Source organism: uncultured Sphingomonas sp. (genome assembly GCF_964021865.1).
Lineage (GTDB): Bacteria > Pseudomonadota > Alphaproteobacteria > Sphingomonadales > Sphingomonadaceae > Sphingomonas.
The window spans coordinates 19,734-43,279 of record NZ_CAXIAM010000025.1; the positions used below are offsets into that span (position 1 = coordinate 19,734).

Below are 23,546 nucleotides of genomic sequence, written 5' to 3' on the forward strand. Positions count from 1 at the left end.
ATACCTGCATTTCGTTCTGGAGCCTTCCTGCATGACCGCCCCTCTTGATCCGACGAAGCTGCGCAGCCGTGCGTGGTTCGACAATCCGGCGAACATCGACATGACGGCGCTGTATCTGGAGCGCTATCTGAACTTCGGTCTGACGCTGGAGGAACTGCGCTCGGGCAAGCCGATCATCGGCATCGCGCAGACCGGCTCGGACCTTTCCCCCTGCAACCGCCACCATCTGGTGCTGGCGGAGCGGGTGCGCGAGGGTGTGCGCGAGATGGGCGGGATCGTGCTGGAATTCCCGGTGCACCCGATCCAGGAGACCGGCAAGCGCCCGACCGCCGGGCTCGACCGCAACCTGGCGTATCTGGGGCTGGTCGAGGTGCTGTACGGCTATCCGCTCGACGGCGTGGTGCTGACGATCGGCTGCGACAAGACCACCCCGGCGTGCCTGATGGCGGCCGCGACCGTCAACATCCCCGCGATCGCGCTGTCGGTGGGGCCGATGCTCAACGGCTGGCACAAGGGCGAGCGCACCGGTTCGGGGACGATCGTGTGGAAGGCGCGGCAATTGCTGGCGGCCGGCGAGATCGACGATGCCGAGTTCATCCGGCTGGTGGCGAGCTCGGCGCCGTCGACGGGCTATTGCAACACGATGGGCACCGCGACGACGATGAACTCGCTGGCCGAAGCGCTCGGCATGTCGCTGCCCGGCTCGGCGGCGATCCCGGCGCCGTACCGCGACCGGCAGGAGGTCGCCTATCTCACCGGCAAGCGGATCGTCGAGATGGTCGCCGAGGACCTCAAGCCGTCGGACATCCTGACCCGCGACGCGTTCCACAATGCGATCAAGGTCAATTCGGCGATCGGCGGGTCGACCAACGCGCCGATCCACCTCGCGGCGCTGGCGCGCCACGTCGGGGTCGAGCTGCCGATCAAGGACTGGGAGACCGAGGGGCACAAGGTGCCGCTGCTGGTGAACCTGCAACCGGCCGGCGAGTATCTCGGCGAGGATTATTACCGCGCGGGCGGTGTGCCGGCGGTGGTCAACCAGCTGATCGAACAGGGGCTGATCCATGAGGATGCGCTGACCGTCAACGGGCGCACGATGGGCGAGAATTGCCGCGGGGTGGCGATCGAGGACGAAAAGGTCATCCGCCCCTACGACGCGCCGCTGAAGGAAGAGGCCGGGTTCATCGTGCTGTCGGGCAATCTGTTCGACGCCGCGGTGATGAAGACCAGCGTGATCTCCCCGGAGTTCCGCGACCGGTATTTGTCGAACCCGAACGACCCCGAGGCGTTCGAGGGGCCGGCGGTGGTGTTCGACGGGCCGGAGGATTATCACGCGCGGATCGACGATCCGGCGACCGGGATCACGCCGGAGACGCTCTTGTTCATGCGCGGCGCGGGGCCGATCGGCTATCCGGGCGCGGCCGAGGTCGTCAACATGCGCCCGCCGGCCTATCTGATCACCGAGGGCGTCCACGCGCTGCCGTGCATCGGCGACGGGCGGCAATCGGGGACGAGCGGTAGCCCGTCGATCCTCAACGCCAGCCCCGAGGCGGCGGCGATGGGGGGCCTCGCGCTGCTCAAGACCGGTGACCGGGTGCGGGTCGATCTGGGCAAGGGCACCGCGAACGTGCTGATCTCCGACGAGGAACTCGCCGAGCGCCGTGCGGCGCTGGAGGCGGCGGGGGGCTATGCGTACCCGGCCTCGCAGACGCCGTGGCAGGAGATCCAGCGTGCGGTGGTCGGGCAGATGAGCACCGGTGCGATCCTGGAAGGCGCGGAAAAGTACCAGCGCATCGCGCAGACGATGGGGCTGCCGCGCGACAACCACTGACCGATCGGTTCACGCGGAGGCGCGGAGGCGCGGAGGCGCGGAGGCGCAGAGAGGGTGCGTTTGCCGCGCCGCCCAACCAGATCGTCATTGCGCGCGCAGCGAAGCAATCCCGGGCGTCCTGGTCCGGCCCTGGATTGCTTCGCGGCGCTCGAGATGACGAAGGAGGCGTCGTTTCGCGCCGGCCTGCGGCGCCGGGCGGAACGCCTCCGCGCCTCCGCGCCTCCGCGTGAACGAAAAAGGGCGGCCCCGCGAGGCCGCCCTTCCGTTTCCATAACAACCGGCGGATCTTACCGCGGCGAGGCCTCGCGCTTGCCGTCGAGGCGGCGGGCGATGCCCCAGGGGTTGCCGTCCTGCACCGCCGGCGGCAGCAGCGCCTCGGGCAGGTTCTGGAGGCTGACGGGGCGCAGGAAGCGGTAGATCGCCGCCGTGCCAACCGAGGTAGTGCGGCCGTCGCTGGTCGCCGGGAACGGTCCGCCGTGGACCATCGCCGGGGCGACCTCGACGCCGGTCGGCCAGCCGTTGACGAGGATGCGGCCGACGCGGTCGGCGAGCACCGGGATCAGCGCCTTGGCGTCAGCTTCGTCCTCGGCGTCGATCTGGAGGGTCGCGGTGAGCTGGCCTTCGAGGCTGGCGATGACCTGCTTCAGTTCGGCGAGATCGCGGCATGCGACGACGATCGACGACGAACCGAACACCTCATGCCCGAGCGCGCGATCGGCGAGGAAGGCGGTGGCGTCGGTGCGGAACAGCGCGCCGACCGCCTGGTTGACGCCCTCGCCGACCTTGCCGCGCGCGACAGTGGTGACCGCCGCGTGGCTGGCGAGCGCCTCGACGCCCTTTTCGAAGCTGGCATGGATGCCGGGGGTGAGCATCGTCGTCGGTGCGCTCTCGGTGAGCGCCTGACCGGCCGCGTCGACGAACGCGTCGAGCGCCGGACCGGCGATCGCGAGCACGAGCCCGGGGTTGGTGCAGAACTGGCCCGCGCCCATCGTCAGCGACTGGACATAGGCGGGGGCGAGCGCCGCGCCGCGCGCGTCGAGCGCGTGCGGCATGATGACAACCGGGTTGATCGCCGACATCTCGGCATAGACCGGAATCGGCTCGTCACGCTCGCCGGCGATCTTCATCAGCGCCATGCCGCCGCCGCGCGAGCCGGTGAAGCCGACCGCCTTGATGCGCGGATCGCGGACGATCGCGCCCCCCAACTCGTTGGTTTCGCCGGGCAGATAGGAGAAGACGCCCGCCGGCAACCCGGCTTTTTCGACCGCCTTGGCGATCGCACGCGCGACCATCTCGCCGGTGCCCGGATGCGCGGGATGGCCCTTGACGACGACCGGGCAGCCCGCCGCAAGCGCCGAGGCGGTGTCGCCGCCCGCGACCGAGAAGGCGAGCGGGAAGTTCGACGCGCCGAACACCGCTACGGGTCCGAGCGCGACGTTCATGCGGCGCAGGTCGGGGCGCGGCAGTGGCTGGCGGTCGGGCATCGCGGGATCGATCGTCGCGTCGAGCCAGTCGCCCTGGCGGACGACGTTCGCGAACAGTTTGAGCTGGCCGACCGTCCGGCCACGCTCGCCTTCGAGGCGGGCACGCGGCAGGCCGCTTTCCTGCATCGCGCGGACGATCAACTCGTCGCCGAGCGCGAGGATCTCGTCGGTGATGGCCTCGAGGAACGCGGCGCGGGTTTCGGGATCGGTCGCGGCATAGGTCGGGAACGCCTCGGCGGCGAGCGCGGCGGCGGCGTCGACCGCGTCGGGGCCGGCGGAGGAGAAGTCCGGCGTCAGCGTCGCGCCGGTCGACGGATCGACCGAGGTGAACCGCTTGTCAGCCTGACGCGCCTCGGCGCCGATGAGCATCGCTCCGTCGATCATGATCGTCCTCGTGATGGGGATTAGTCGGACATTAGGTAGGCGGCGGGGGGCGGATTCGCAACCCTGCGCCTTGGGCAATGCACGTCGATATTGCCCCGATACCATCAAGCCCCTCCCCTTCAGGGGAGGGGTTGGGGTGGGGGCGTCACGAGCGACAGTCTCGGTGAGACTCGGCCCCACCCCCCAGCCCCTCCCCTGAAGGGGAGGGGAGAGACTGTGTCCTGCATCCGCCACCGTCATCCCCGCGAAGGCGGGGATCCAGATGCTCTGCGGTCTCGCCTCTATTGACGGACCTGCGCGTCTGGATTCCCGCCTTCGCGGGAATGACAGTTTTAGCGTGTCGGATCAGATGAAGCGGTTGACGATGTTCTCGATCCGCTCCTGCCGGCCCGAGCGCGGGCGCGGGTTGACGTCGGCGCTTTCCGCCAGATCGGCGATCCCGGCAAGGTCGAGGCTCGACACCTTCTGGCCGAAGTCGGCGTCCCAGCCGGCGTAGCGCTCCTGCTTGATCGCGTCGAGGCGGCCGTCCTCGATCAGCGCGGCGGCGTTGAGCAGGCCCTTCGCCACGACGTCGATCCCGCCGACATGGCCGTAGAACAGGTCGACCGCGTCCATCGACTGGCGGCGGACCTTGGCGTCGAAGTTGAAGCCGCCGGTGGTGAAGCCGCCCGCGCGGAGGATCTCGAGCATCGCCAGCGTCAGTTCCTCGACCGAGTTCGGGAATTGATCGGTGTCCCAGCCGTTCTGGTGATCGCCGCGGTTGGCGTCGATCGACCCGAAGATGCCGAGCGCGCCGGCCATCGCGATCTCATGCTCGAACGTGTGGCCGGCCAGCGTGGCGTGATTCGCCTCGATGTTGACCTTGACCTCGTTCTCCAGCCCGTACTTCTTGAGGAAGCCGTACACGGTGGCGGTGTCGAAGTCGTACTGATGCTTAGTCGGCTCGTGCGGCTTCGGCTCGATCAGGATCGTGCCGGTGAAGCCGATCTTGTGCTTGTGCTCGACGACCAGCGTCAGGAAGCGGCCGAGATTGTCCAGCTCGCGCTTCAGGTCGGTGTTGGCAAGCGTCTCATAGCCCTCGCGGCCGCCCCACAGCACGTAGTTCTGGCCGCCGAGGCGGTGCGTGGCCTCCAGCGCGTCGCGGACCTGCATCGCGCCGAACGCATAGACTTCCGGATCCGGGTTGGTCGCGCCGCCGGCGGCGAAGCGCGGGTTGCCGAAGAGGTTGGCGGTGCCCCACAGCAGCTTGCGGCCCGACGACGCCTGGAGCTTTTCCAGATGGTCGACCGCCTCGCCGAAGAAGCGGCGGTGCTCGGCGACGTTGTCGGCGTCGGCCATCACGTCGACGTCGTGGAAGCAGTAATAGGGCACGTCGAGTTTCGAGAAGAAGTCGAACGCCACCTCGCGCTTCATCGCCGCGGCCGCGCTGTCGTTGCTACCTGCATGCCACGGGCGGTTGAAGGTGCCGCCGCCGAACACGTCCGAGCCCGGCCAGCAGAAGGTGTGCCAGAAGCAGGCGGCGAAGCGGAGGTGGTCCTCCATGCGCTTGCCGAGCACGACCCGGTCCTTGTCGTAGAAGCGATAGGCGAGTTCGTTGGTGGTTTCCGGCCCCTCATATTTGATCTGGGGGATGTCGGCGAAGAAATCGGTGGCCATTCGCTGGGTTCCTTTACGGCTTGATACGGGAATAGGCGGCGCGGAAGGCGGCGCGCTTGGGGGCGAGCCGGTCGACCAGCGTCGGGTCGGGGGTGATGACGTGACTGATCGGTGGGGCGACGCAGACATCGGCGGGCGTCCCGCGGTCGACCGCGAGCTGCGCGAGGCGCGCCGCACCCATCGCGGGGCCGACCTCGCCGCCCTTGAGATAGGCGAGTTCGACCTCCAGCGCGGCGGCGAGCGTTTCGCCCCAATAGCGCGAGCGTGCGCCGCCGCCGATCACCGACAGCCGCTCCACGCTGGTGCCCGATTCGCGCAGTACGCGGACGCCGTCGGCGAGCGCGAAGGCGACGCCTTCGAGGACCGCCTGCGCCATACGCTCGGGCGTGCTGTCGTGATCGAGCTGGAGGAAGCCGCCGCGCACCTGCGCGTCGTTGTGTGGGGTGCGCTCGCCCGAGAGATACGGCAGGAACAATTCGGGGCCGCCCGCCGGGCCGGCGATCTCGGCGCGCGCGAACACGTCGGCGGCGCCGGGTGCGCCGATCAGCCGCGCGACCCAGTCGACGCAGACCGCCGCCGACAGATGCACCGCCATCTGGTGCCACATGCCCGGGATGCAGTGGCAGAAGGCATGGACCGCCGCCGCCGGATTGGCGCGCAGGGTGTCGGTGGCGACGAAGATCACGCCCGAGGTGCCGAGCGACAGCAGCGCGTCGCCATCGCGGACCACGCCGATCCCGGCGGCCCCGGCGGCATTGTCGCCGCCGCCGCCCGCGACGGGCACCTGCTCCATGCCCCAGCTCGCGGCGATATCGGCGCGCAGGCGGCCGGTGACGTCGCTGCCCTCGACCGCGCGCGGCATCTGCGCGCGGGTGAGGCCGGTCGCGGCCAGAAGCTCGTCGCTCCAGTCGCGCTTCGCGACGTCGAGCCACAGGGTGCCGGCGGCGTCGGAGACGTCGGACGCCTTCTCGCCGGTCATGATGAGGCGGACGTGGTCCTTGGGGAGCAGGACGGTGCGGATCGCCGCGAACGTCTCGGGTTCGTGGTGCTTCACCCACAGCAGCTTGGGCGCGGTGAAGCCGGGCATCGCGATGTTCGCGGCAATGTCGCGAAGACCGGGCGCGGCGCGCTCCAGTTCCTCGCATTCGGCGAAGGAGCGGCCGTCGTTCCACAGGATCGCGGGACGCAAGGGGCGGTCGTCGGCGCCGAGCAAGGTCGCGCCGTGCATCTGCCCGGCCAGGCCGACGCCGCGCACCGCACGACGCACGTCGGCGGGGAGCGCGCGGACCGCGGCGTCGGTAGCCTGCCACCATGCATCGGGGTCCTGTTCGGACCACAAAGGGTGCGGGCGCTGGACGGTCAGCGCGGCGGTGGCCTGCGCGGCGATCGTGCCATCACGGTCGATCACCACCGCCTTCACGCCCGAGGTGCCGATGTCGATGCCGAGGAACATGGTCAATCTTTCATCTCTGTCGTCACCCCGGCGAAGGCCAGGGTCCAGCGGCGGGCCGGGCGTGCGATGCGGAAGCGTCCCCCAACTGGACCCCGGCCTGCGCCGGGGTGACGGGTGAGGGTCGCCGGTGTCAGATCACTTCACGAAGGGATCGATCGTCTGGATCGTGCCGTCGGGGTTATAGTGCAGCTCGGTCATCTTGACGTTGCGCAGGCGCGTCTGGCCCGAGAGCTGGGTGTCGGCGTAGAACAGCCACCATTTGCCCTTCCATTCGACGATCGAATGGTGCGTCGTCCAGCCTTCGACCGGCTGAAGGATGCGGCCCTTGTAGGTGAACGGACCAAAAGGCGAATCGCCGATCGCATAGACGAGGTAATGCGTGTCGCCGGTCGAATAGCTGAAGTAGTATTTGCCCTTGTACTTGTGCATCCACGACGCCTCGAAGAAGCGGCGGTCGTGGTCGCCGCCGAGCAGCGGCTTGCCCTTTTCGTCGAGGATGACGACGTCGCGGGGCTTGCCGGCGAAGCTCTTCATGTCGGCGGCCATCGGGGCGACCTTCGGGGTCAGCGCGGGCTTGTCGTCGGCGCCGAGATCGGTCTTCGAGCCGTTCGGATCGTAAGTGCCGGTGGTGTTGCGCTGGAGCTGTCCGCCCCAGATCCCGCCGAAATACATATAGCTCTTGCCGTCGTCGTCGGTGAACACCGCCGGATCGATCGAGAAGCTGCCCGCGATCGGCTGCGGATCGGCCTTGAACGGGCCGACCGGCGACTTGGACGTCGCCACGCCGATGCGGAACGCGCCCTGCCGGTCCTTGGCGGGGAAGTAGAGGAAATAGGTGCCGTTCTTGTAGGCGGCGTCGGGCGCCCACATCTGCTTTTCGGCCCAGGGCACGTCCTTGACGTCGAGCGCGACGGGATGCGCGGTGACCTTGCCGCCGGGCTCGTCCATGCTCAGCACCCGGTAATCGCGCATCTCGAAATGCCCGCCGAGATCGTCTTCCTTCGCGGAACCGTCGATATCGTGGCTGGGATAGACGTAGAGCTTGCCGTCGAAGACATGCGCCGAGGGGTCGGCGGTGTAGAAGTCGGTGACCAGCGGCTGCGACAGGTAGCGACGGCCATCCTTGGCGCGCGGCGCATCAGTGGCGGCGGCGTTGGCGGCCGTGGCGGTATCGGCGGTGGTCGTGCGATTACCGCATGCCGCGAGCGGAAGCGTGGCGAGCAGCGGCAACAGACAGGCACGGGCCAGATAGTCACGGGTTGGGCGACGCATCGTCTCGGGCTCCTCTCAGATCCAGTTCGCGGGTCTGCGCCCGCGCGTTGCGAGATGAGGTAGCGCTACCATCATCGGCGCGCAACCGTTTTCGCCATCAAAGCCCTTCGCCGCCCACCCATTGTGCATTGGCGAGCCGCCGTGCCAGCGTCCAGTTCTGCTGGCGGATGTCGGGGACCGCAACGACTTCCCACAGCCCACCGCGTGTCATCGGGCCGATCGCGTAGAGCTGGTCGGCGACCACGCCGCGCGCGTCGATCACCCGCGATTGTGCGTCGACCTCGAGCCCGATGCGCAGCGCATCGGGGCGGATCATCCCGCGCGCGAGCAGATCGCGGAGCAGCGGTTCGCCCGAGCGCAACAGGTCGCCCTGCGGCCCGGTGCAATTGACGATTCGTGCGGCACGAAGGCGGCGGGTTTCGTGTTCACCACGCGGCCGCCAGTCGAGCAGCGCCTGCTCCCCGTCCGCCGTGGTGGCGACCAGCTTGCCCGCGACCACCGCCAGCCGCCCTGCGGCGACCAGCGCGTCGATCCGGTCGGCGACGGCGGGCGCGAGGCGATGGCGGTGCACGTCCCACCACGGGCGCAGGTGGCGGAGGAAGCGCGCGCGGGTCGTCGCGTCCGCCGCGCCCCACATCAGCTGCGTGATCGGGCGCAAGCTATCGACCGCCGCACGCCAGCCGATCGTGGCGCTGCGCGTGCGGACATGGCGCAACAGTGCCGACAGCGTCGCGGCGGGGCGCTCGGACAGGCCGGGCTGCGGCGGCGTATCGGCGTGGCGGCGCGGTGCGAGCCCGCGCCGGGAGAGCGCGACGATCCGGCCGCGAAACCCGCTCGAATCGAGGAGCAGCGCCGCGTCGACCGCGGTCAGCCCGCTGCCGACCAGCACCACCGTATCGTCGTCGCGCAACCGCTCCGCAATGTCGCCCGCCCACGGGTCGCCGCGATAGCAGCCCGGCGGAAGCATATCGGGGGCGATCCCCGCCGGGGTGTGCGGCGGCAGGTTGCCGAGCGCGAGCACCATCGTGTCCGCCGCCAGCGTGCCGCCGCCCGCCAGCGTGGCGGCATAGCCGTTCGCCGTCGGGGCGATTGCCTGCACCTCGTCCTCGATCAGCGTCAGTCGGTGCGGGTGCGCGGCGGCGGCCTGTTCCAGCATCTCGCGCAGGTAGCGGCCGTAGACGCGGCGCGGCACGAAGGTGGTGCGGTCGCCGAGCGCATTATGCGTCAGCCAGCGGACGAAATGGTCGGGATCGTCGGGCAGTGCGCTCATGTTGCCGGCGCGGACGTTGAGCAGATGCTCCTCGTGGGCGGCGCTATAGGCGACGCCGCGCCCGAGCTGCGCCGGGCGCCGCTCGACCAGCGTCGCGCGCGGCCCGTCGTGGCGGAGCAGGTTGATCGCCAGCAGCGCGCCCGAGAAGCCGCCGCCGACGATCGCGACATGGCGGATCAACGCAGCCCCGCCCGAAACGAGAAACGGTTCGACGCTATCATCCCGATCGACCCTGTGCCATGCCGCCGTTCATGACGACATTGCGCCTATCGAATGAACCGCGGCCCCTGGGCAAGAGCGGGATCGTGGTTTCGCCGCTCGCCTGGGGCATGTGGCGGCTGGCGGGTGACGATATCGCGGCGGTGCGCGCGCTGATCGACGCCGCGCTGGACGCGGGGATCACGCTGTTCGACACCGCCGACATCTACGGCTGCGACGTGCCCGCCGGGTTCGGCTCGGCGGAGGCGCTGTTCGGGCGTGCGCTGGGCGAGGACCGGTCCTTGCGCGACCGGATGGTGATCGCGACCAAAGGCGGGATCCGGCCCGGTATCCCGTACAATTCCAGCCGCGCGTATCTCGCGGCGGCGCTCGACGATTCGCTGCAGCGGATGGGGGTGGAGACGGTCGATCTCTACCAGATCCACCGCCGCGACCTGCTGACGCACCCGCAGGAGGTCGCCGCGGCGCTCGACGCGATGGTGACGAGCGGCAAGGTGCGCGCGATCGGCGTGTCGAACCATTCGCCCGCCGAGTTCGATGCGCTGCAGGCGTTCCTCGACCGGCCGATCGTCGCGACACAGCCGGAATTTTCCGCGCTGCACGTCGCGCCGTTGTTCGACGGGACGCTCGACCATGCGATGACGCACGACCTTGCGGTGCTGGCATGGTCGCCGCTCGGCGGTGGGCGGCTGACCGACGCCACGCATCCGGCGGGGGCGCTGCTGGCCGAACAGGGCGCGGCGTACGGCGTCGACGCCGCCACCGCGGCGCTGGCGTGGGTGATGGCGCACCCGGCGCGAATCATCCCGATCGTCGGCTCGCAAACCTCGCAGCGGATCGCGGCGGCGGCGGGCGCGTACCGGGTCGAATGGACGCGATCGCAATGGTATGCGGTGCTCGAGGCGGGGATGGGCACGCGGCTGCCGTAGCTTGCTTGGTGACGTGGTATCGCTAGCACAAGCGGCGCGAAGCTGCGGGCGGCAGGATCGGAGAGGATGGCGGACGTGTTGATGACGCAGGCGATGCGCTGGTTCGGGCCGCGCGATCCGGTGCCGCTGGCGCATATCCGGCAGGCCGGCGCCAGCGAGGTCGTCACCGCGCTTCACCACATCCCCAATGGCGACGTCTGGCCGCGCGAGGAAATCGCCGCGCAGCGCGCCACGATCGCGGCCGCCGGGCTCGGCTGGACCACCGTCGAGAGCGTGCCGGTGCACGAGGCGATCAAGACCGCCGGGCCTGACCGCGACCGGCTGATCGACCAGTATATCACCACCCTGCGCCATCTGGCGGCGGAGGGGATCACCATCGTCACCTACAATTTCATGCCGTTGCTCGACTGGACGCGCACCGATCTGGCGTGGGAACTGCCCGACGGCGCGCGTGCGTTGCGGTTCGAGCTGGACGCGGTGGCGGCGTACGACCTGCACCTGCTCAAGCGTCCGGGCGCCGAGGCGGATTATGGTGCCGACACGATCGAGCGCGCCGCGCGGCGCTTCGCGGCGATGGACCACGAGGCGAAGCTGCGGCTGGAGCGGACGATCATCGCCGGGCTGCCGGGCAGCGAGGAGAGCTTCACCTCCGCGCAATTCCTCGACGCGATTCAGGGCTATGCCGACACCGGACCCGACGAGCTGCGTGCCAACCACCACGCCTTCATGGCGGCGATCTGCCCGGTCGCCGAGGAACTGGGGATCCGGATGGTCGTCCACCCCGACGATCCGCCGTTCCCGATCTTCGGGCTGCCGCGCGTCGTCAGCACCGAGGCGGACGTGACCGCGCTGTTCGACGCGGTGCCGAGCGCCGCCAACGGTCTGTGTTTTTGCACCGGCTCGTTCGGGGTGCGCGCCGACAACGACCTGCCCGGCATGGTCCGGCGGCTGGGGGAGCGGATCGGGTTCCTCCATCTGCGCAGCGTCCAGCGCGAACCCGATGGCGCGTTCCACGAGGCCGCGCATCTGGAGGGCAGCGGCGGCCTGACCGCGGTGATGGCCGAGGTGGTGGCGCTGCAACGCCGCGAGGGGCGCTCGATCGTGATGCGCCCCGATCACGGGCATCAGATGCTCGACGATCTGACCAGGGTGACGAACCCCGGCTATTCGCTGCTCGGGCGGATGCGCGGGCTGGCGGAGCTGCGCGGGCTGGAGCGCGGATTGACGTTTATGGGAGCGAACTGACGATGACACGACCGCTCGAACTGCACCCCGACCGGCTGTTCCCCGCCGATCCGACGACCCGCGACATCGCGCGCGCGCTGTATGCCGAGATCGGCGCGCTGCCGATCGTCAGCCCGCACGGCCATACCGATCCGACGTGGTTCGCGACCGACGCCAAATGGGACAATGCGACGACGCTGCTGCTCGCACCCGACCATTATGTGTTCCGGATGCTCTATTCGCAGGGGATCGCGCTCGACGATCTACGCATCCCGCATCGCGGCGGCGTCCCCGCCACCGATCCGCGCGCGGCGTGGACGCTGTTCGCATCGCATTACGACCTGTTCCGCGGCACGCCGTCGCGGCTGTGGCTGGATCATGTGTTCGCCGAGGTGTTCGGGTTCGACGTGCGGCTGGATGCCACCACCGCCGACTGGTATTTCGACACGATCAACGAGCGGCTGGCGGGTGACGATTTCCGGCCGCGCGCGCTGTTCGATCGCTTCCGCATCGACTTCCTCGCGACGACCGAGGGGGCGCACGACAGCCTCGATGCGCATCACGCGATCCGCGCCTCGGGCTGGAAGGGGCGCGTCGCAACGACCTATCGCCCCGATGGCGTGATCGACGTCGAGCATGAGCAGTTCAAGGGGGCGATGGAGAAATTCGCGACGCTGACCGGCGAGGATGTCCATAGCTGGTCAGGCTATCTCGCCGCCCATCGCAAGCGTCGCGCCGACTTCCGCGCCGCGGGCGCCACCGCCACCGATCACGGCCATGCGACCGCGCAGACCGCCAATCTCTCGACCGCCGCATGCGAGGCGCTGTTCGCCAAGATCGTCGGGGGCACCTGGGACGTCGATGATGCCGAGCTGTTCCGTGCGCAGATGCTCACCGAGATGGCGAAGATGAGCGTCGAGGACGGGATGGTGATGCAGATTCATCCGGGCTCGTACCGCAACCACAATGCCGGGCTGTTCGCGAGCCACGGGCGCGACAAGGGCGCCGACATTCCGGTGCGCACCGAATATACGCGCGCGCTGCAACCGATGCTCGATGTGGTCGGCAACGAGCGCGACCTGACGATCATCCTCTTCACGCTCGACGAGAGCGTCTATGCGCGCGAGCTGGCGCCGATGGCGGGCCATTATCCTTGCCTGAAACTGGGGCCGGCATGGTGGTTCCACGATTCGCCGGAGGGGATGCGCCGCTATCGCGAGCTGACCACCGAAACCGCCGGCTTCTACAACACGGTCGGCTTCAACGACGACACGCGCGCATTCCTGTCGGTCCCGGCGCGGCATGACGTGGCACGGCGGGTCGATTGCGCGTTTCTCGCGCGGCTGGTCGCCGAGCATCGCATCGAGGATTGGGAGGCGGTCGAATTGGCACATGAACTGACCGACGGGCTGGTGCGCAAGGCGTACAAGCTGTGAGGCTGTCGGACGCCACCCGCGCCGCGCTGCCCGCCGATGTGGCGCAGCCGGGCTATGCGCGCACCGAGCAGGCGCGCGGGATCGTGCATCTGGGCATCGGCGCGTTCCACCGCGCACATCAGGCGGTCTATACCGACGATGCGATGGCGGCGGGCGACCGCGACTGGGCGATCACCGGTGTGTCGCTGCGCTCGCGGCAGGTCCACGAGCAGCTCGCAGCGCAGGATGGGCTCTACACGGTCGCGACCCGCGACGCCGAGGGCGAGCGGCTGCGGCTGATCGGCGCGGTGCGCGAGGTGCTGGTTGCGCCGGACGATCCGCACGCGGTGGCGGCGGCGCTGGCCGCGCCCGCGACGCGGATCGTGACGCTGACCGTGACCGAGAAGGGCTATCACCGGCTGCCGGGCGGCGGAATCGACACTGGCTCGGTCGCGGCGGCGGGCGGGACGATCTACCATTATCTGTCGCAGGCGGTGCGCGATCGGCTGGCCACGGGGGCGGGGCCGATGACGCTGGTCAGTTGCGACAACATGACCGACAACGGCCATGTGTTGCGTGACGGTGTGGCGGCGCTGCTCGACGGCACGGCGCGCGACTGGTTCGAGCGCGACTGGGCGTGCCCGTCGACGATGGTCGACCGGATCGTCCCCGCCACCACCGCTGACGATCTCGACGCGATCGAAGCGCGGCTTGGGCAGCGCGACGAGGGCGCGGTCGTGACCGAGCCGTTCCGGCAATGGGTGATCGAGGATCGCTTCGCCACCGATCGTCCGCGCTGGGACGTCGGGGGTGCGCAATTCGTCACCGACGTGCGGCCGTATGAGACCGCCAAGCTGCGGATGCTCAACGGCGCGCATTCGGCGCTCGCCTATCTCGGGCTCGGCGCGGGGCATGACTATGTGCATCAGGCGATCGCCGACCGGGCGGTGCGCCCAACCGTCGAGCGGTTGATGCGCGACGAGGCCGCCGCCAGCCTCGACGCTGCGCCGGGGCAGGATTTGCGCGGCTATGCCGACGCGCTGCTGGCGCGCTTCGCCAATCCCTCGCTCGAACATCGGCTGGCGCAGATCGCCACCGACGGGTCGCAGAAGGTCGGGCCGCGCTGGCTGGAGGCGCTCACGATCAATCGTGCGCGTGGGGTCGAGCGCACCGCGACGCTGACCGCGCTGGCCGGGTGGCTGCGGCATCTGCGCGGGCAGGCGGGGCCGATCAACGATCCGATGGCGGACGAGCTGGCGGCGTTGTGGCGTGCCAACGATGCGCGCGGCATGGTCGATGCGCTGTTCGGCGTGGGCGGCAAGTTCGCCGGGCGCTGGCAGGCCGACGACGCCGAACGCGCGAAGCTGGCCGAGCTGGTGGAGCGGGGTTGATGGGCAAGTTCCTGGCGTTCGGCGAGATCATGCTCCGGCTCTCGCCGCCGGGGCGCGAGCTGCTGATGCAGACGCCGCGTTTCGACGTGTGGGTGGCGGGCGCGGAGGCGAATGTCGTCACGCAATTGGCGAAGTTGGGGCATGACGTGGGCATCGCCAGCCGCGTGCCCGACAACGATCTGGGGCAGAGCGCGATCACGACGTTGCGCGGGCATGGCGTCGACGTGCGGCATCTGCAGACCGGCGGCGAGCGGATGGGGCTGTATTTCGTCACCTCGGGCGCGGGGATGCGCGCGACCGAGGTGATCTACGACCGCGCCGGATCGTCGTTCGCCGAGGCACCGCTGAGCGCGTGGGACTGGGACGCGATCCTCGACGGGGTGACGCGGCTGCACCTGTCGGGGATTACCCCGGCGCTGGGGGCTGTGCCCGCGGAAAGTGCGATCGCGGCGGCGGAGGCGGCGAGCGCGCGCGGGGTCGCGGTGTCGTTCGACGGCAATTGGCGCGGCAAATTGTGGGCGCGCTGGGACAGCGATCCGCGCCGCATCCTGACGCGGATCGTCGAACATGCCGATCTGATGTTCGGGAACCACCGCGACATCGCGCTGTTGCTCGGCCGCGACGATTTCGGCGGCGATGGCGAGGACCGGCGACGCGCGGCGGCGGAGGCGGCGTTCGCGCGCTTCCCGACGCTGATGACGATTGCCTCCACCGCGCGGCATGTCGAGCATGTCGACCTCAACCGGCTGTCGGCACGCATCGACACGCGCGACGACCATGCGCAGACGCCCGAGACGGTGCTGGCGGGGATCGTCGACCGGATCGGCGGCGGCGACGCGTTCGCGGCCGGGGTGCTGCATGCCTTGCTGAACGGGCAGGGGATTGCGGCGGCGGCGGAAACCGGGCTGGCGCTGGCGGCGCTGAAGCACTCGCTGCCGGGGGATGCGGCACTGTTCCGGCAGGGGGATGTCGATGCGTTCCTTGCCGGCGGGCTGGATGTGCGGCGGTAGGGTCGCCTTCGTCATTCCGGGCCTGATCCGGGATGATGCTTGTTCTTCGTGGGCCGAGAGGAAGCGGTGCCCCGGATCAAGTCCGGGGCGACGGAGGTAAGAAAGGGCCCGCGCCGCCCCATACGCCGTCGCCCCTGCGAAGGCTGGGGCCTATCTCTGTGTCGTCATGCCTTTTCGTTGACACATGGGCGGCGCTGGCCGTGGCAGATGGTCGGTCAGGACGAGACAGACATAGGCCCCTGCCTTCGCAGGGGCGACGGTGAGGGTGGGGACGCCGCTCTCCAAGTTCGGCGGCCTGGACCGCGATGAACCTACCGCCCGATCAGCGCCTCGGCGCGCCCGACCTCGTGCGCCGCGACCTGCTGCGTCACGCGCAGGAACAGCCGCTGCGCCTGTCGCCATGCGGTCGTCTCACGCGTGACATGGCGGTCGCGGTGGCCGGCGATCAGGCGGCTGCCCCAGCTTTCGACCGCCGCGTCGACCTGGCCCGCGTCGCCTTGCGGCGAGATCACGATCGAGGGGAAGGGCAGGGGCGCGGTCGGGGAGGCGAACAGGTCGGTGTCGCCGTCCCGCGTCACGTCCGCCCCACGCGGCGCGAACAGCAACGCGCCGGCGATCTTCGACACATAATCGCTCGGCGACAGCCGGCCCCACCACGCGCTCGCCGCGCAGCCGATCCCGTCCGCGACCAACAGCACCGGGCGATCCGCCGCGCACACCGCCTGGTCGACGCGTGCCGCCCAGATCTTGCGTTCGGCGCGCGAGCGAGCGGCGATCGGGATCGTGCGCGGATCGTTGGCGGGCCAGCCGAACATCGTCCGCCACGTCGGCTCGCTCTGCCGGGCGTCGGAGATCGCGACGATCGAGAAAGGGGCGAAGCGGTCGTTGGCGGCGATGGCGAACATGGCTGTGGCTCCCGGGTGGCGCGGACCGTTGTCGTGGCTAGGGACGATGATGGTACGCGAACGGCGCGAAAAGGGGAGTCTAGTTGGGCTTTGGCGCGGTGAGGTTGGGGTTTGTCGGGGTGGGGCGTTCGTCGCAGACGATAGGGTGGGGAGATGAACCCTCCGTCGCCCCGGACTTGATCCGGGGCCCCGCTTCTTCCTGGCGGGCGAAGAAGAAGCGGGATCCCGGATCAAGTCCGGGATGACGAGGAGAAAGAGGAGAGGTGAACCGCGCGCGATTACGAAAAAGGGCGCCTTTCCGTGTGGAAAGACGTCCCCTTTCGATCGGGAGCAGCGACGCGGCGAAGCCGCGTCGTCGGTCCTCGCCTTTGGCGAGGCCGGCCGACAGCGCGTATGCGGCGGAGCCGCACCGGCTGCCGGCACGGCAGCCTTACGCGCTGTAGTACATATCGAACTCGACCGGGCTCGGGGTCATTTCCCAACGCGCCACGTCCGCCCACTTCAGTTCGACGTACGCCTCGATCTGGTCCTTGGTGAACACGTCGCCCTTCAGCAGGAAGTCGTGGTCGGCCAGCAGCGACTCGAGCGCTTCACGAAGCGAGGCGCAGACCGTCGGCACCTGCGCCAGCTCGGCCGGCGGCAGATCATACAGGTTCTTGTCCATCGCCTCGCCCGGATGGATCTTGTTCTGGATACCGTCCAGACCCGCCATCAGCAGCGCCGCGTAGGCGAGGTACGGATTCGCCATCGCGTCCGGGAAGCGGACCTCGACGCGCTTGCTCTTCGGACCGGTGCCATACGGGATGCGGCACGAGGCCGAGCGGTTGCGTGCCGAATAGGCGAGCAGCACCGGCGCTTCGTAACCCGGCACCAGCCGCTTGTAGCTGTTGGTGGTCGGGTTGGTGAAGGCGTTGATCGCCTTGGCGTGCTTGATGATCCCGCCGATGAAATACAGGCAGGTGTCGGAAAGGCCGGCATAGCCATTGCCCGCGAACAGCGGCTCCTTGCCGTTCCAGATCGAGAAGTGCGTGTGCATCCCCGAGCCGTTGTCTTCCTTGATCGGCTTCGGCATGAACGTCGCCGACTTGCCATAGGCGTGCGCGACCTGGTGCACGACATATTTGTAGATCTGCATCCGGTCGGCGGTGGTGGTCAGCGTGCCGAAGGTCAGGCCCAGCTCATGCTGCGCGGCGGCGACCTCGTGGTGGTGCTTGTCGCACGGCAGCCCCATCTCGATCATCGTCGAGACCATCTCGCCGCGGATATCGACCGCCGAGTCGACCGGCGCGACCGGGAAATAGCCGCCCTTGGCGCGCGGACGGTGCGCCATGTTGCCGCCCTCATATTCGCGGCCGGTGTTGGTCGGCAGCTCGATATCGTCGAGCTTGAAGTACGACTGGTTGTACGACGTGTCGAAGCGGACGTCGTCGAACATGAAGAATTCGGCTTCCGGCCCGACATAGACGGTGTCGCCGATCCCGGTGGTGGCGACATAGGCCTCGGCGCGCTTCGCGGTGGTGCGCGGGTCGCGGCTATAGCCCTCGCCGGTCGACGGCTCGACGATGTCGCAGAACACGATCAGCATCGGGGTGGCCGAGAACGGATCGGTATAGACCGCGTCGAGATCCGGCTTCAGGATCATGTCCGACTCGTTGATCGCCTTCCAGCCCTCGATCGAGCTGCCGTCGAACATCAGGCCGTCGGTCCATTCGTCCTCGCCCATCACCGAGGCGACCATCGTCAGATGCTGCCACTTGCCCTTGGGATCGGTGAAGCGCAGATCGACCCACTCGATCTCCTCGTCCTTGATCTTGCTCAGAACGTCTGCGGCCGTGTTCGCCATGATGTTGCTCTCTCTCGCATAAGCGCCGCCCCGACTGTTGTCGGGTGAGACGCGGTAAGTGGCACGCCCCCGTCATGGGGCGAGGGATAAGGATCAGATCGCTTCGTTATCGCGCTCGCCGGTGCGGATGCGCAGCGCGGTCTCGACCGGGATCACGAAAATCTTGCCGTCGCCGATCCGGCCGGTCTGCGCGGCGGCGGCGATCGCCTCCACCACGCGTTCGGTCAGCCCGTCCTCGACGACCACCTCCAGCTTCACCTTGGGCAGGAAGTCGACGACATATTCGGCGCCGCGATACAGCTCGGTATGGCCCTTCTGCCGCCCAAAGCCCTTCGCCTCGGTGACGGTGATGCCGGACACGCCGATCTCGTGCAGCGCCTCCTTCACCTCGTCCAGCTTGAACGGCTTGATGATCGCTTCGATCTTCTTCACGCGACGAACGCCCCACCCCGGAAAACTCGGATGCCCCAGCAGCATCGTTGCACCGATCGTGCCAGCCGCAGGCGCGAAGGGCAAGGCAACGACTCGCGGAAATCCGCGCTTTTCGCTGCCTGAAAAACGGGCAAGCGGTCCTCGTCTGCCACTTTGGCGGGCATGTGCCATTTCTTAACCCGCGCGCCCCTATGCGAACCCGATGCAAAGCTCACGCGGATATCGGTTCGGCGCCGTCTCGGCCTTGTCGCTGCTGCTGGCGGGCTGCGGCGGGGGCGGCGGAAGCGACGGCGCGAGCGGTGCCGTTCCCGCCAGCGGCGGCGTGCAGGTGGTGCCCGCCCCGTCGCCGACGCCCAGCCCGACCCCCGCGCCCGCACCGAGCCCCACGCCCGCGCCCAGCCCGACGCCTACCCCGACCGCGGTGTCGCCCACGCTCACCCCGACCGGCAGTTGGGCAACCAACACCGCGGCGCTGTTCAGCGCCCAGCCCGACGTCGCCAATTGCAAGCCCGGCACGCTGGTGCAGAGCGTCCGCGACGACGTACTCGCACGGCTGAACGCGATCCGTGCGCTGCATCGCCTGCCCGCGGTGAGCTATTCGAGCGCCGACGACGAGCAGGCGACACAGGCCGCGCTGATGATGGCCGCCAACGGCCAGTTGAGCCACACGCCCGCGGCGTCGTGGAAATGCTACACGACGCTCGGCGCGAACGGGGCAGGGACCAGCAACCTGTATGGCGGGCTGATCTCGCCGTATCTCGCATATTATACCGAGGATATGTACCTCAGCGGCTGGCTGACCGAGACGTCGAACCTGATCGCCAACAATGTCGGGCATCGTCGCTGGATGCTCGATCCGTTCCTCGGCAAGATCGCCTATGGCCGCGTCGCGCAGGTGCTGGCGGACGGCAGCCGCACCGATGCCGCGGCGATGAAGGTCGTATCGTTCACCGGTGGCGTGAGCGTACCCGGCAACCTGCCGTCGTTCGTCGCCTATCCGTACGGCGACTACCCGGCGCGCTATTTCGACACGTCGTCGCTGCTGTCGTTCACGGTCATCGCCGACACCACGCAGCGCGGCGGGGCGAACGCAACGGTTGATTTCTCGAAGGCGGTGATCGCGGTCAGCGACGGGAGCACCGCGCTGACGGTGTCGAACGTCAGCTTCGACAATGTCGGCTATGCGGTGCCCAACAACCTGCAATTCCAGGTCGCCGGACTGAAGGCAGGGGTAAGCTATTCGGTGAAGATCACCGGGGTCGGCGTGCGGGGGGCGGCAACCGATTACAGCTACACGTTCAGGATCGTTTCCTGACCGTCGTTCCGCTCGCCATCACGCAAAATCCTCAATACGGCGGCTTGTCGAGCCCCGCGGGCGAGCCGGTGAAGATCTCGCACCCGTCCTCGGTGATCCCGATCGAATGTTCAAACTGCGCCGACAGCGAGCGGTCGCGCGTCACCGCGGTCCAGCCGTCGTCGAGCAGCTTCACGTCGGGGCGGCCGATGTTGATCATCGGCTCGATCGTGAAGATCATGCCGGGCTTCAGCTCCGGCCCCGTGCCCGGGCGGCCGACGTGGACCACCTCCGGCGCGTCGTGGAACAGCCGGCCGACGCCGTGACCGCAGAAATCGCGGACGACGCCAAAGCGATGCCCCTCGGCATGGCGCTGGATCGCATGCGCGACGTCGCCCATCGTGTTGCCGGGCCGCGCCTGCTCGATGCCGAGCATCAGGCATTCGTAGGTCACCTCGACCAGCCGCTTCGCCTTTAGCGGCACGTCGCCGATCAGGTACATGCGGCTGGTGTCGCCGTGCCAGCCATCGACGATCGGGGTGACGTCGACATTGACGATATCGCCCGACTTCAGCGCCTTGTCCGAGGGGATGCCGTGGCAGACGACGTGGTTGATCGAGATGCAGCTGGAATGCGTATAGCCGCGATAGCCGAGCGTCGCGGGCACGCCGCCGCCGGCCTTGACGAAGTCGTAGATCAGCTTGTCGAGCTCGGCGGTGGTCACGCCGGGCACCATGTGCGGTACGAGCATGTCGAGCGTTTCGGCGGCGAGCCGCCCGGCCTTGTGCATCCCCGCAAAGGCATCTGGCCCGTGCAGCTTGATCGCGCCGGTGCGCGCGAGTGGCGCATCGCTGGTGACAGTCACATAATCGGTCATGCGTGCGGATATAGCGTGGCGGGCGACGGAATGCGAGCTAGTGAGGGAGCATGACAACCGAACGCATCTGGACCGCCGCGCTGGTGGTGATCGGCGACGAGATCCTGTCCGGCCGCACGCAGGACAAGAATATCGCGCAGCTCGCGACCTGGCTGAACGTGCAGGGCATCCGGCTGGTCGAGGTGCGCGTCGTGCCCGATCGCGAGGCGGCGATCGTCGAGGCGATCAACACGCTGCGGGCGCGCAACGATTACCTGTTCACGACCGGCGGGATCGGACCGACGCATGACGACATCACCGTCGATGCGATCGCCGCGGCGCTGGGCGTGCCGGTGGTCGAGCACCCCGACGCGATCGCGGTGCTGGAGCGGCATTACGCAACGCGTGGCGGGCTGACCGACGCGCGGCGGCGGATGGCGCGCGTGCCGGACGGCGCGACGCTGATTGAGAACCGCGTCTCGGGCGCGCCCGGTATCCGCGTCGACAACATCTTCATCATGGCCGGGGTGCCGCACATCACCGCGGGAATGCTCGACTGGCTGACCGGGAAGCTGGAGGGCGGACGCCCGGTGGTGAGCGCGACGATCGGCTGCTGGGTGGCCGAAAGCGAGGTCGCGGAGCTGCTGCGCGCGACCGAAAAGGCGCACGAGGGCGTGGCGATCGGCAGCTATCCGTTCTTTCGCGACGGGCGGACCGGCGCCAATTTCGTGGTGCGCTCGCCCGATCAGGCGCAGGTCGATGCATGTATCGCTGACCTCACGGCGGCGTTGGAGGCCGACGGGCGTGTCGTGACGGCGGGCGGGATCTAGGGGCGCTGGGCAATCCCCCCGTGTTAACCCGTCATCCCGGACGCGCTTTCGGCTCAGTCGCCAAGAGGGGTAGCGGGGCCCCGGATCAAATCCGGGCTGACGATCGCGGGAAGGGCAGAGCGATCGAGGCGACGAGCATCCGGGTCACGCGTCCCGAACAGGGATCGGCGACAAGGTAAACGACATTGCGTGACGCTGTGCGGCAAGTCACGGAAACGGTTCAATTTATCGGGACCGGGTACGATGGCACGCGCAGCATTTACGGCGGGTTTGGCGGCAGGGCTGGCGCTGGTGGCGGCGTCTCCCGCGTCGGCTGCCACCGTGATCCAGGGCATGGATGCGCTGCACGAATGGAACCTCGTCGTGCTCGGCGACCTGAAGTCTTCGTCCGAAGTCGAGGGTCGGACCTTCGTCGGCGGCAATCTGAGCGGCACGTCGTCGAACTACCAGATCCGCACCCCCGCGGCCTCGACCGCGAATACTCCCGCGCTGACGGTCGTCGGCGACGTGACCGGCGGGACGAAGAACCTGACCGGCGGCGCGACGGTGGGCGGGAACGTCACCAGCGGCTTCTCGCTGAACGGCAACCCGCAGACGGTGCTGGTCGGCGGCACGATCGCCAACGCCAACGTCAATCAGAACACCGTCAAGTCCGGGCAGGCGGCGACCGTCGGCTTCACGAAGGCGTTGATCGATCAGCGCGATGCGCTGACCCGCTCGATGATCGATCTGTCGAACGGGCTGCCGGCGCTGGCGGCGACCGGCAAGGCGCTGATTTCAAACAATCGCGCGACCTTCAACGCGGTCGCGGGCAGCAACGGCGTCGCGGTGTTCTCGCTGGCCGGCAGCGACCTGTCGACGTTCGGCGAGATCGCGTTCAACCGCAACGGTGCCGACACGGTGATCGTCAACGTCAGCGGCGCGACGATCAGGCTGGACGACAATTTCCTCGGCAACGTCGATCAGCTCGGCCGCAACGTGATCTGGAACTTCGCCGACGCGACGACGGTCGACGTCACGACCGCGTGGCGCGGCTCGGTGCTCGCGCCGCTCGCCGCCGGGACGACCGGCAATTACATCCAGGGCAGCGCGGTGTTCAACAGCATGGTGCAGAACGGCGAGATGCACCTCGACACCTATGCCGGCAACTTCCGTCCGACCGCAGCGGTGCCGGAGCCGGGGACGTGGATGATGATGCTCGCCGGCTTCGGGGTGCTCGGCGCGGCGCTGCGGCGGCGGCGGAAGGTGGCGCTTCGTTCGGCGGTTCGACGGGGGGCAAGGGCCACGTCTTCGGCGGCGAAGTATCCGTCATTGCGAGGGTAGCGAAACAATCCAGGGCCGGATCAGGATGCCCTGGATTGCCTCGTTACGCTCGCAATGACGATGTGTGCGGCGAGCGGAGTGCCGGAGATCGATCGACGCTTAACAAAGCGCGATCCGGAGATCACGCGACCTGAACGACTTCTTCCGGCTCGCGCAGCACGTAGCCACGGCCCCAGACGGTCTCGATGTAATTCTCGCCGTCGCACGCCAGGCTGAGCTTCTTGCGCAGCTTGCAGATGAACACGTCGATGATCTTCAGCTCGGGCTCGTCCATGCCGCCGTACAGGTGGTTCAGGAACATTTCCTTCGTCAAGGTCGTGCCCTTGCGGAGCGACAGCAGCTCCAGCATCGCATATTCCTTGCCGGTCAGGTGGACGCGCGCACCGTCGACCTCGACGGTCTTGGCATCCAGGTTCACCGACAGCTTGCCGGTCTTGATGACCGACTGCGAATGGCCCTTCGAGCGGCGAACGACGGCGTGGATGCGCGCGATCAGTTCTTCGCGGTGGAACGGCTTGGTGACGT

At 68.6% G+C, this 23,546-nt stretch carries 19 protein-coding genes; 9 read left to right on the top strand and 10 right to left on the bottom strand.

Going from position 1 to position 23,546, the window contains the following annotated elements; all coding sequences use genetic code 11:
- Nucleotides 1–31 precede the first annotated feature (31 nt).
- Complete coding sequence (locus AADI75_RS08700; RefSeq protein WP_341208640.1) at nucleotides 32–1,831, top strand: IlvD/Edd family dehydratase; 1,800 nt, start codon at nucleotides 32–34, stop codon at nucleotides 1,829–1,831.
- 287 nt (nucleotides 1,832–2,118) lie between these two features.
- Here AADI75_RS08700 and AADI75_RS08705 read toward each other — a convergent pair whose 3' ends face one another.
- From AADI75_RS08705 to AADI75_RS08725, 5 genes are all read right to left on the bottom strand, one after another.
- The gene (locus AADI75_RS08705) at nucleotides 2,119–3,699 is read right to left on the bottom strand and encodes an aldehyde dehydrogenase (NADP(+)) (protein WP_341208641.1); all 1,581 of its coding nucleotides are present in this window, start codon (nucleotides 3,697–3,699) and stop codon (nucleotides 2,119–2,121) included.
- A 345-nt stretch (nucleotides 3,700–4,044) separates the two neighbouring features.
- Nucleotides 4,045–5,355: a xylose isomerase gene (xylA, locus tag AADI75_RS08710; RefSeq protein WP_341208642.1), complete on the bottom strand. Its 1,311-nt coding sequence runs from the start codon at nucleotides 5,353–5,355 to the stop codon at nucleotides 4,045–4,047.
- Nucleotides 5,356–5,368: 13 nt separating this feature from the next.
- A complete protein-coding gene (gene xylB, locus AADI75_RS08715; protein ID WP_341208643.1) occupies nucleotides 5,369–6,808 on the bottom strand; it encodes a xylulokinase in 1,440 nt (479 codons plus the stop codon).
- Nucleotides 6,809–6,943: 135 nt separating this feature from the next.
- Nucleotides 6,944–8,080, bottom strand: coding sequence for a glycoside hydrolase family 43 protein (locus AADI75_RS08720; RefSeq protein WP_341208644.1), 1,137 nt, complete (start codon nucleotides 8,078–8,080; stop codon nucleotides 6,944–6,946).
- Between the two features lie 97 nt (nucleotides 8,081–8,177).
- Complete coding sequence (locus AADI75_RS08725) at nucleotides 8,178–9,530, bottom strand: FAD/NAD(P)-binding protein (RefSeq protein WP_341208645.1); 1,353 nt, start codon at nucleotides 9,528–9,530, stop codon at nucleotides 8,178–8,180.
- A 71-nt stretch (nucleotides 9,531–9,601) separates the two neighbouring features.
- Between AADI75_RS08725 and AADI75_RS08730 the strand changes: the two genes are divergently transcribed.
- From AADI75_RS08730 to AADI75_RS08750, 5 genes are all read left to right on the top strand, one after another.
- Entirely contained in the window at nucleotides 9,602–10,498 is an 897-nt protein-coding gene (locus tag AADI75_RS08730; RefSeq protein WP_341208646.1) for an aldo/keto reductase, read from the top strand.
- A 66-nt stretch (nucleotides 10,499–10,564) separates the two neighbouring features.
- Nucleotides 10,565–11,743 (top strand): mannonate dehydratase, encoded by a 1,179-nt coding sequence (gene uxuA / locus AADI75_RS08735; protein WP_341208647.1) that lies wholly within the window; start codon nucleotides 10,565–10,567, stop codon nucleotides 11,741–11,743.
- Between the two features lie 2 nt (nucleotides 11,744–11,745).
- Nucleotides 11,746–13,158, top strand: a complete 1,413-nt coding sequence (gene uxaC, locus AADI75_RS08740; RefSeq protein ID WP_341208648.1) for a glucuronate isomerase — start codon at nucleotides 11,746–11,748, stop codon at nucleotides 13,156–13,158.
- A complete protein-coding gene (locus AADI75_RS08745) occupies nucleotides 13,155–14,528 on the top strand; it encodes a mannitol dehydrogenase family protein (protein ID WP_341208649.1) in 1,374 nt (457 codons plus the stop codon). Before uxaC ends, AADI75_RS08745 begins: the two co-directional genes overlap by 4 nt.
- Nucleotides 14,528–15,538: a sugar kinase gene (locus tag AADI75_RS08750; protein ID WP_341208650.1), complete on the top strand. Its 1,011-nt coding sequence runs from the start codon at nucleotides 14,528–14,530 to the stop codon at nucleotides 15,536–15,538. The genes AADI75_RS08745 and AADI75_RS08750 overlap by 1 nt, the downstream gene beginning before the upstream one ends.
- 311 nt (nucleotides 15,539–15,849) lie before the next feature.
- On the opposite strand, the gene AADI75_RS08755 is transcribed toward AADI75_RS08750, so the two are convergent.
- From AADI75_RS08755 to AADI75_RS08765, 3 genes are all read right to left on the bottom strand, one after another.
- Nucleotides 15,850–16,443: an alpha/beta hydrolase gene (locus AADI75_RS08755; RefSeq protein WP_341208651.1), complete on the bottom strand. Its 594-nt coding sequence runs from the start codon at nucleotides 16,441–16,443 to the stop codon at nucleotides 15,850–15,852.
- A 430-nt stretch (nucleotides 16,444–16,873) separates the two neighbouring features.
- Nucleotides 16,874–18,286 carry a type I glutamate--ammonia ligase gene (glnA, locus tag AADI75_RS08760; RefSeq protein ID WP_341208652.1) on the bottom strand — a complete coding sequence of 471 codons (1,413 nt, stop codon included), beginning with the start codon at nucleotides 18,284–18,286 and terminating at the stop codon, nucleotides 16,874–16,876.
- Nucleotides 18,287–18,379: 93 nt separating this feature from the next.
- Nucleotides 18,380–18,718 carry a P-II family nitrogen regulator gene (locus AADI75_RS08765; RefSeq protein WP_028056880.1) on the bottom strand — a complete coding sequence of 113 codons (339 nt, stop codon included), beginning with the start codon at nucleotides 18,716–18,718 and terminating at the stop codon, nucleotides 18,380–18,382.
- Between the two features lie 202 nt (nucleotides 18,719–18,920).
- Here AADI75_RS08765 and AADI75_RS08770 point away from each other — a divergent pair, with 202 nt between their 5' ends.
- The gene (locus AADI75_RS08770) at nucleotides 18,921–20,033 is read left to right on the top strand and encodes a CAP domain-containing protein (RefSeq protein WP_341208653.1); all 1,113 of its coding nucleotides are present in this window, start codon (nucleotides 18,921–18,923) and stop codon (nucleotides 20,031–20,033) included.
- Nucleotides 20,034–20,064: 31 nt separating this feature from the next.
- Here AADI75_RS08770 and map read toward each other — a convergent pair whose 3' ends face one another.
- A complete protein-coding gene (gene map / locus AADI75_RS08775) occupies nucleotides 20,065–20,889 on the bottom strand; it encodes a type I methionyl aminopeptidase (protein WP_341208654.1) in 825 nt (274 codons plus the stop codon).
- Nucleotides 20,890–20,939: 50 nt separating this feature from the next.
- Here map and AADI75_RS08780 point away from each other — a divergent pair, with 50 nt between their 5' ends.
- Nucleotides 20,940–21,698, top strand: coding sequence for a molybdopterin-binding protein (locus tag AADI75_RS08780; protein WP_341208655.1), 759 nt, complete (start codon nucleotides 20,940–20,942; stop codon nucleotides 21,696–21,698).
- 243 nt (nucleotides 21,699–21,941) lie between these two features.
- The gene (locus tag AADI75_RS08785) at nucleotides 21,942–23,021 is read left to right on the top strand and encodes a choice-of-anchor A family protein (protein WP_341208656.1); all 1,080 of its coding nucleotides are present in this window, start codon (nucleotides 21,942–21,944) and stop codon (nucleotides 23,019–23,021) included.
- Nucleotides 23,022–23,142: 121 nt separating this feature from the next.
- On the opposite strand, the gene AADI75_RS08790 is transcribed toward AADI75_RS08785, so the two are convergent.
- The coding region (locus AADI75_RS08790; protein WP_341208657.1) for a response regulator transcription factor at nucleotides 23,143–23,546 on the bottom strand (404 nt) is incomplete at its 5' end.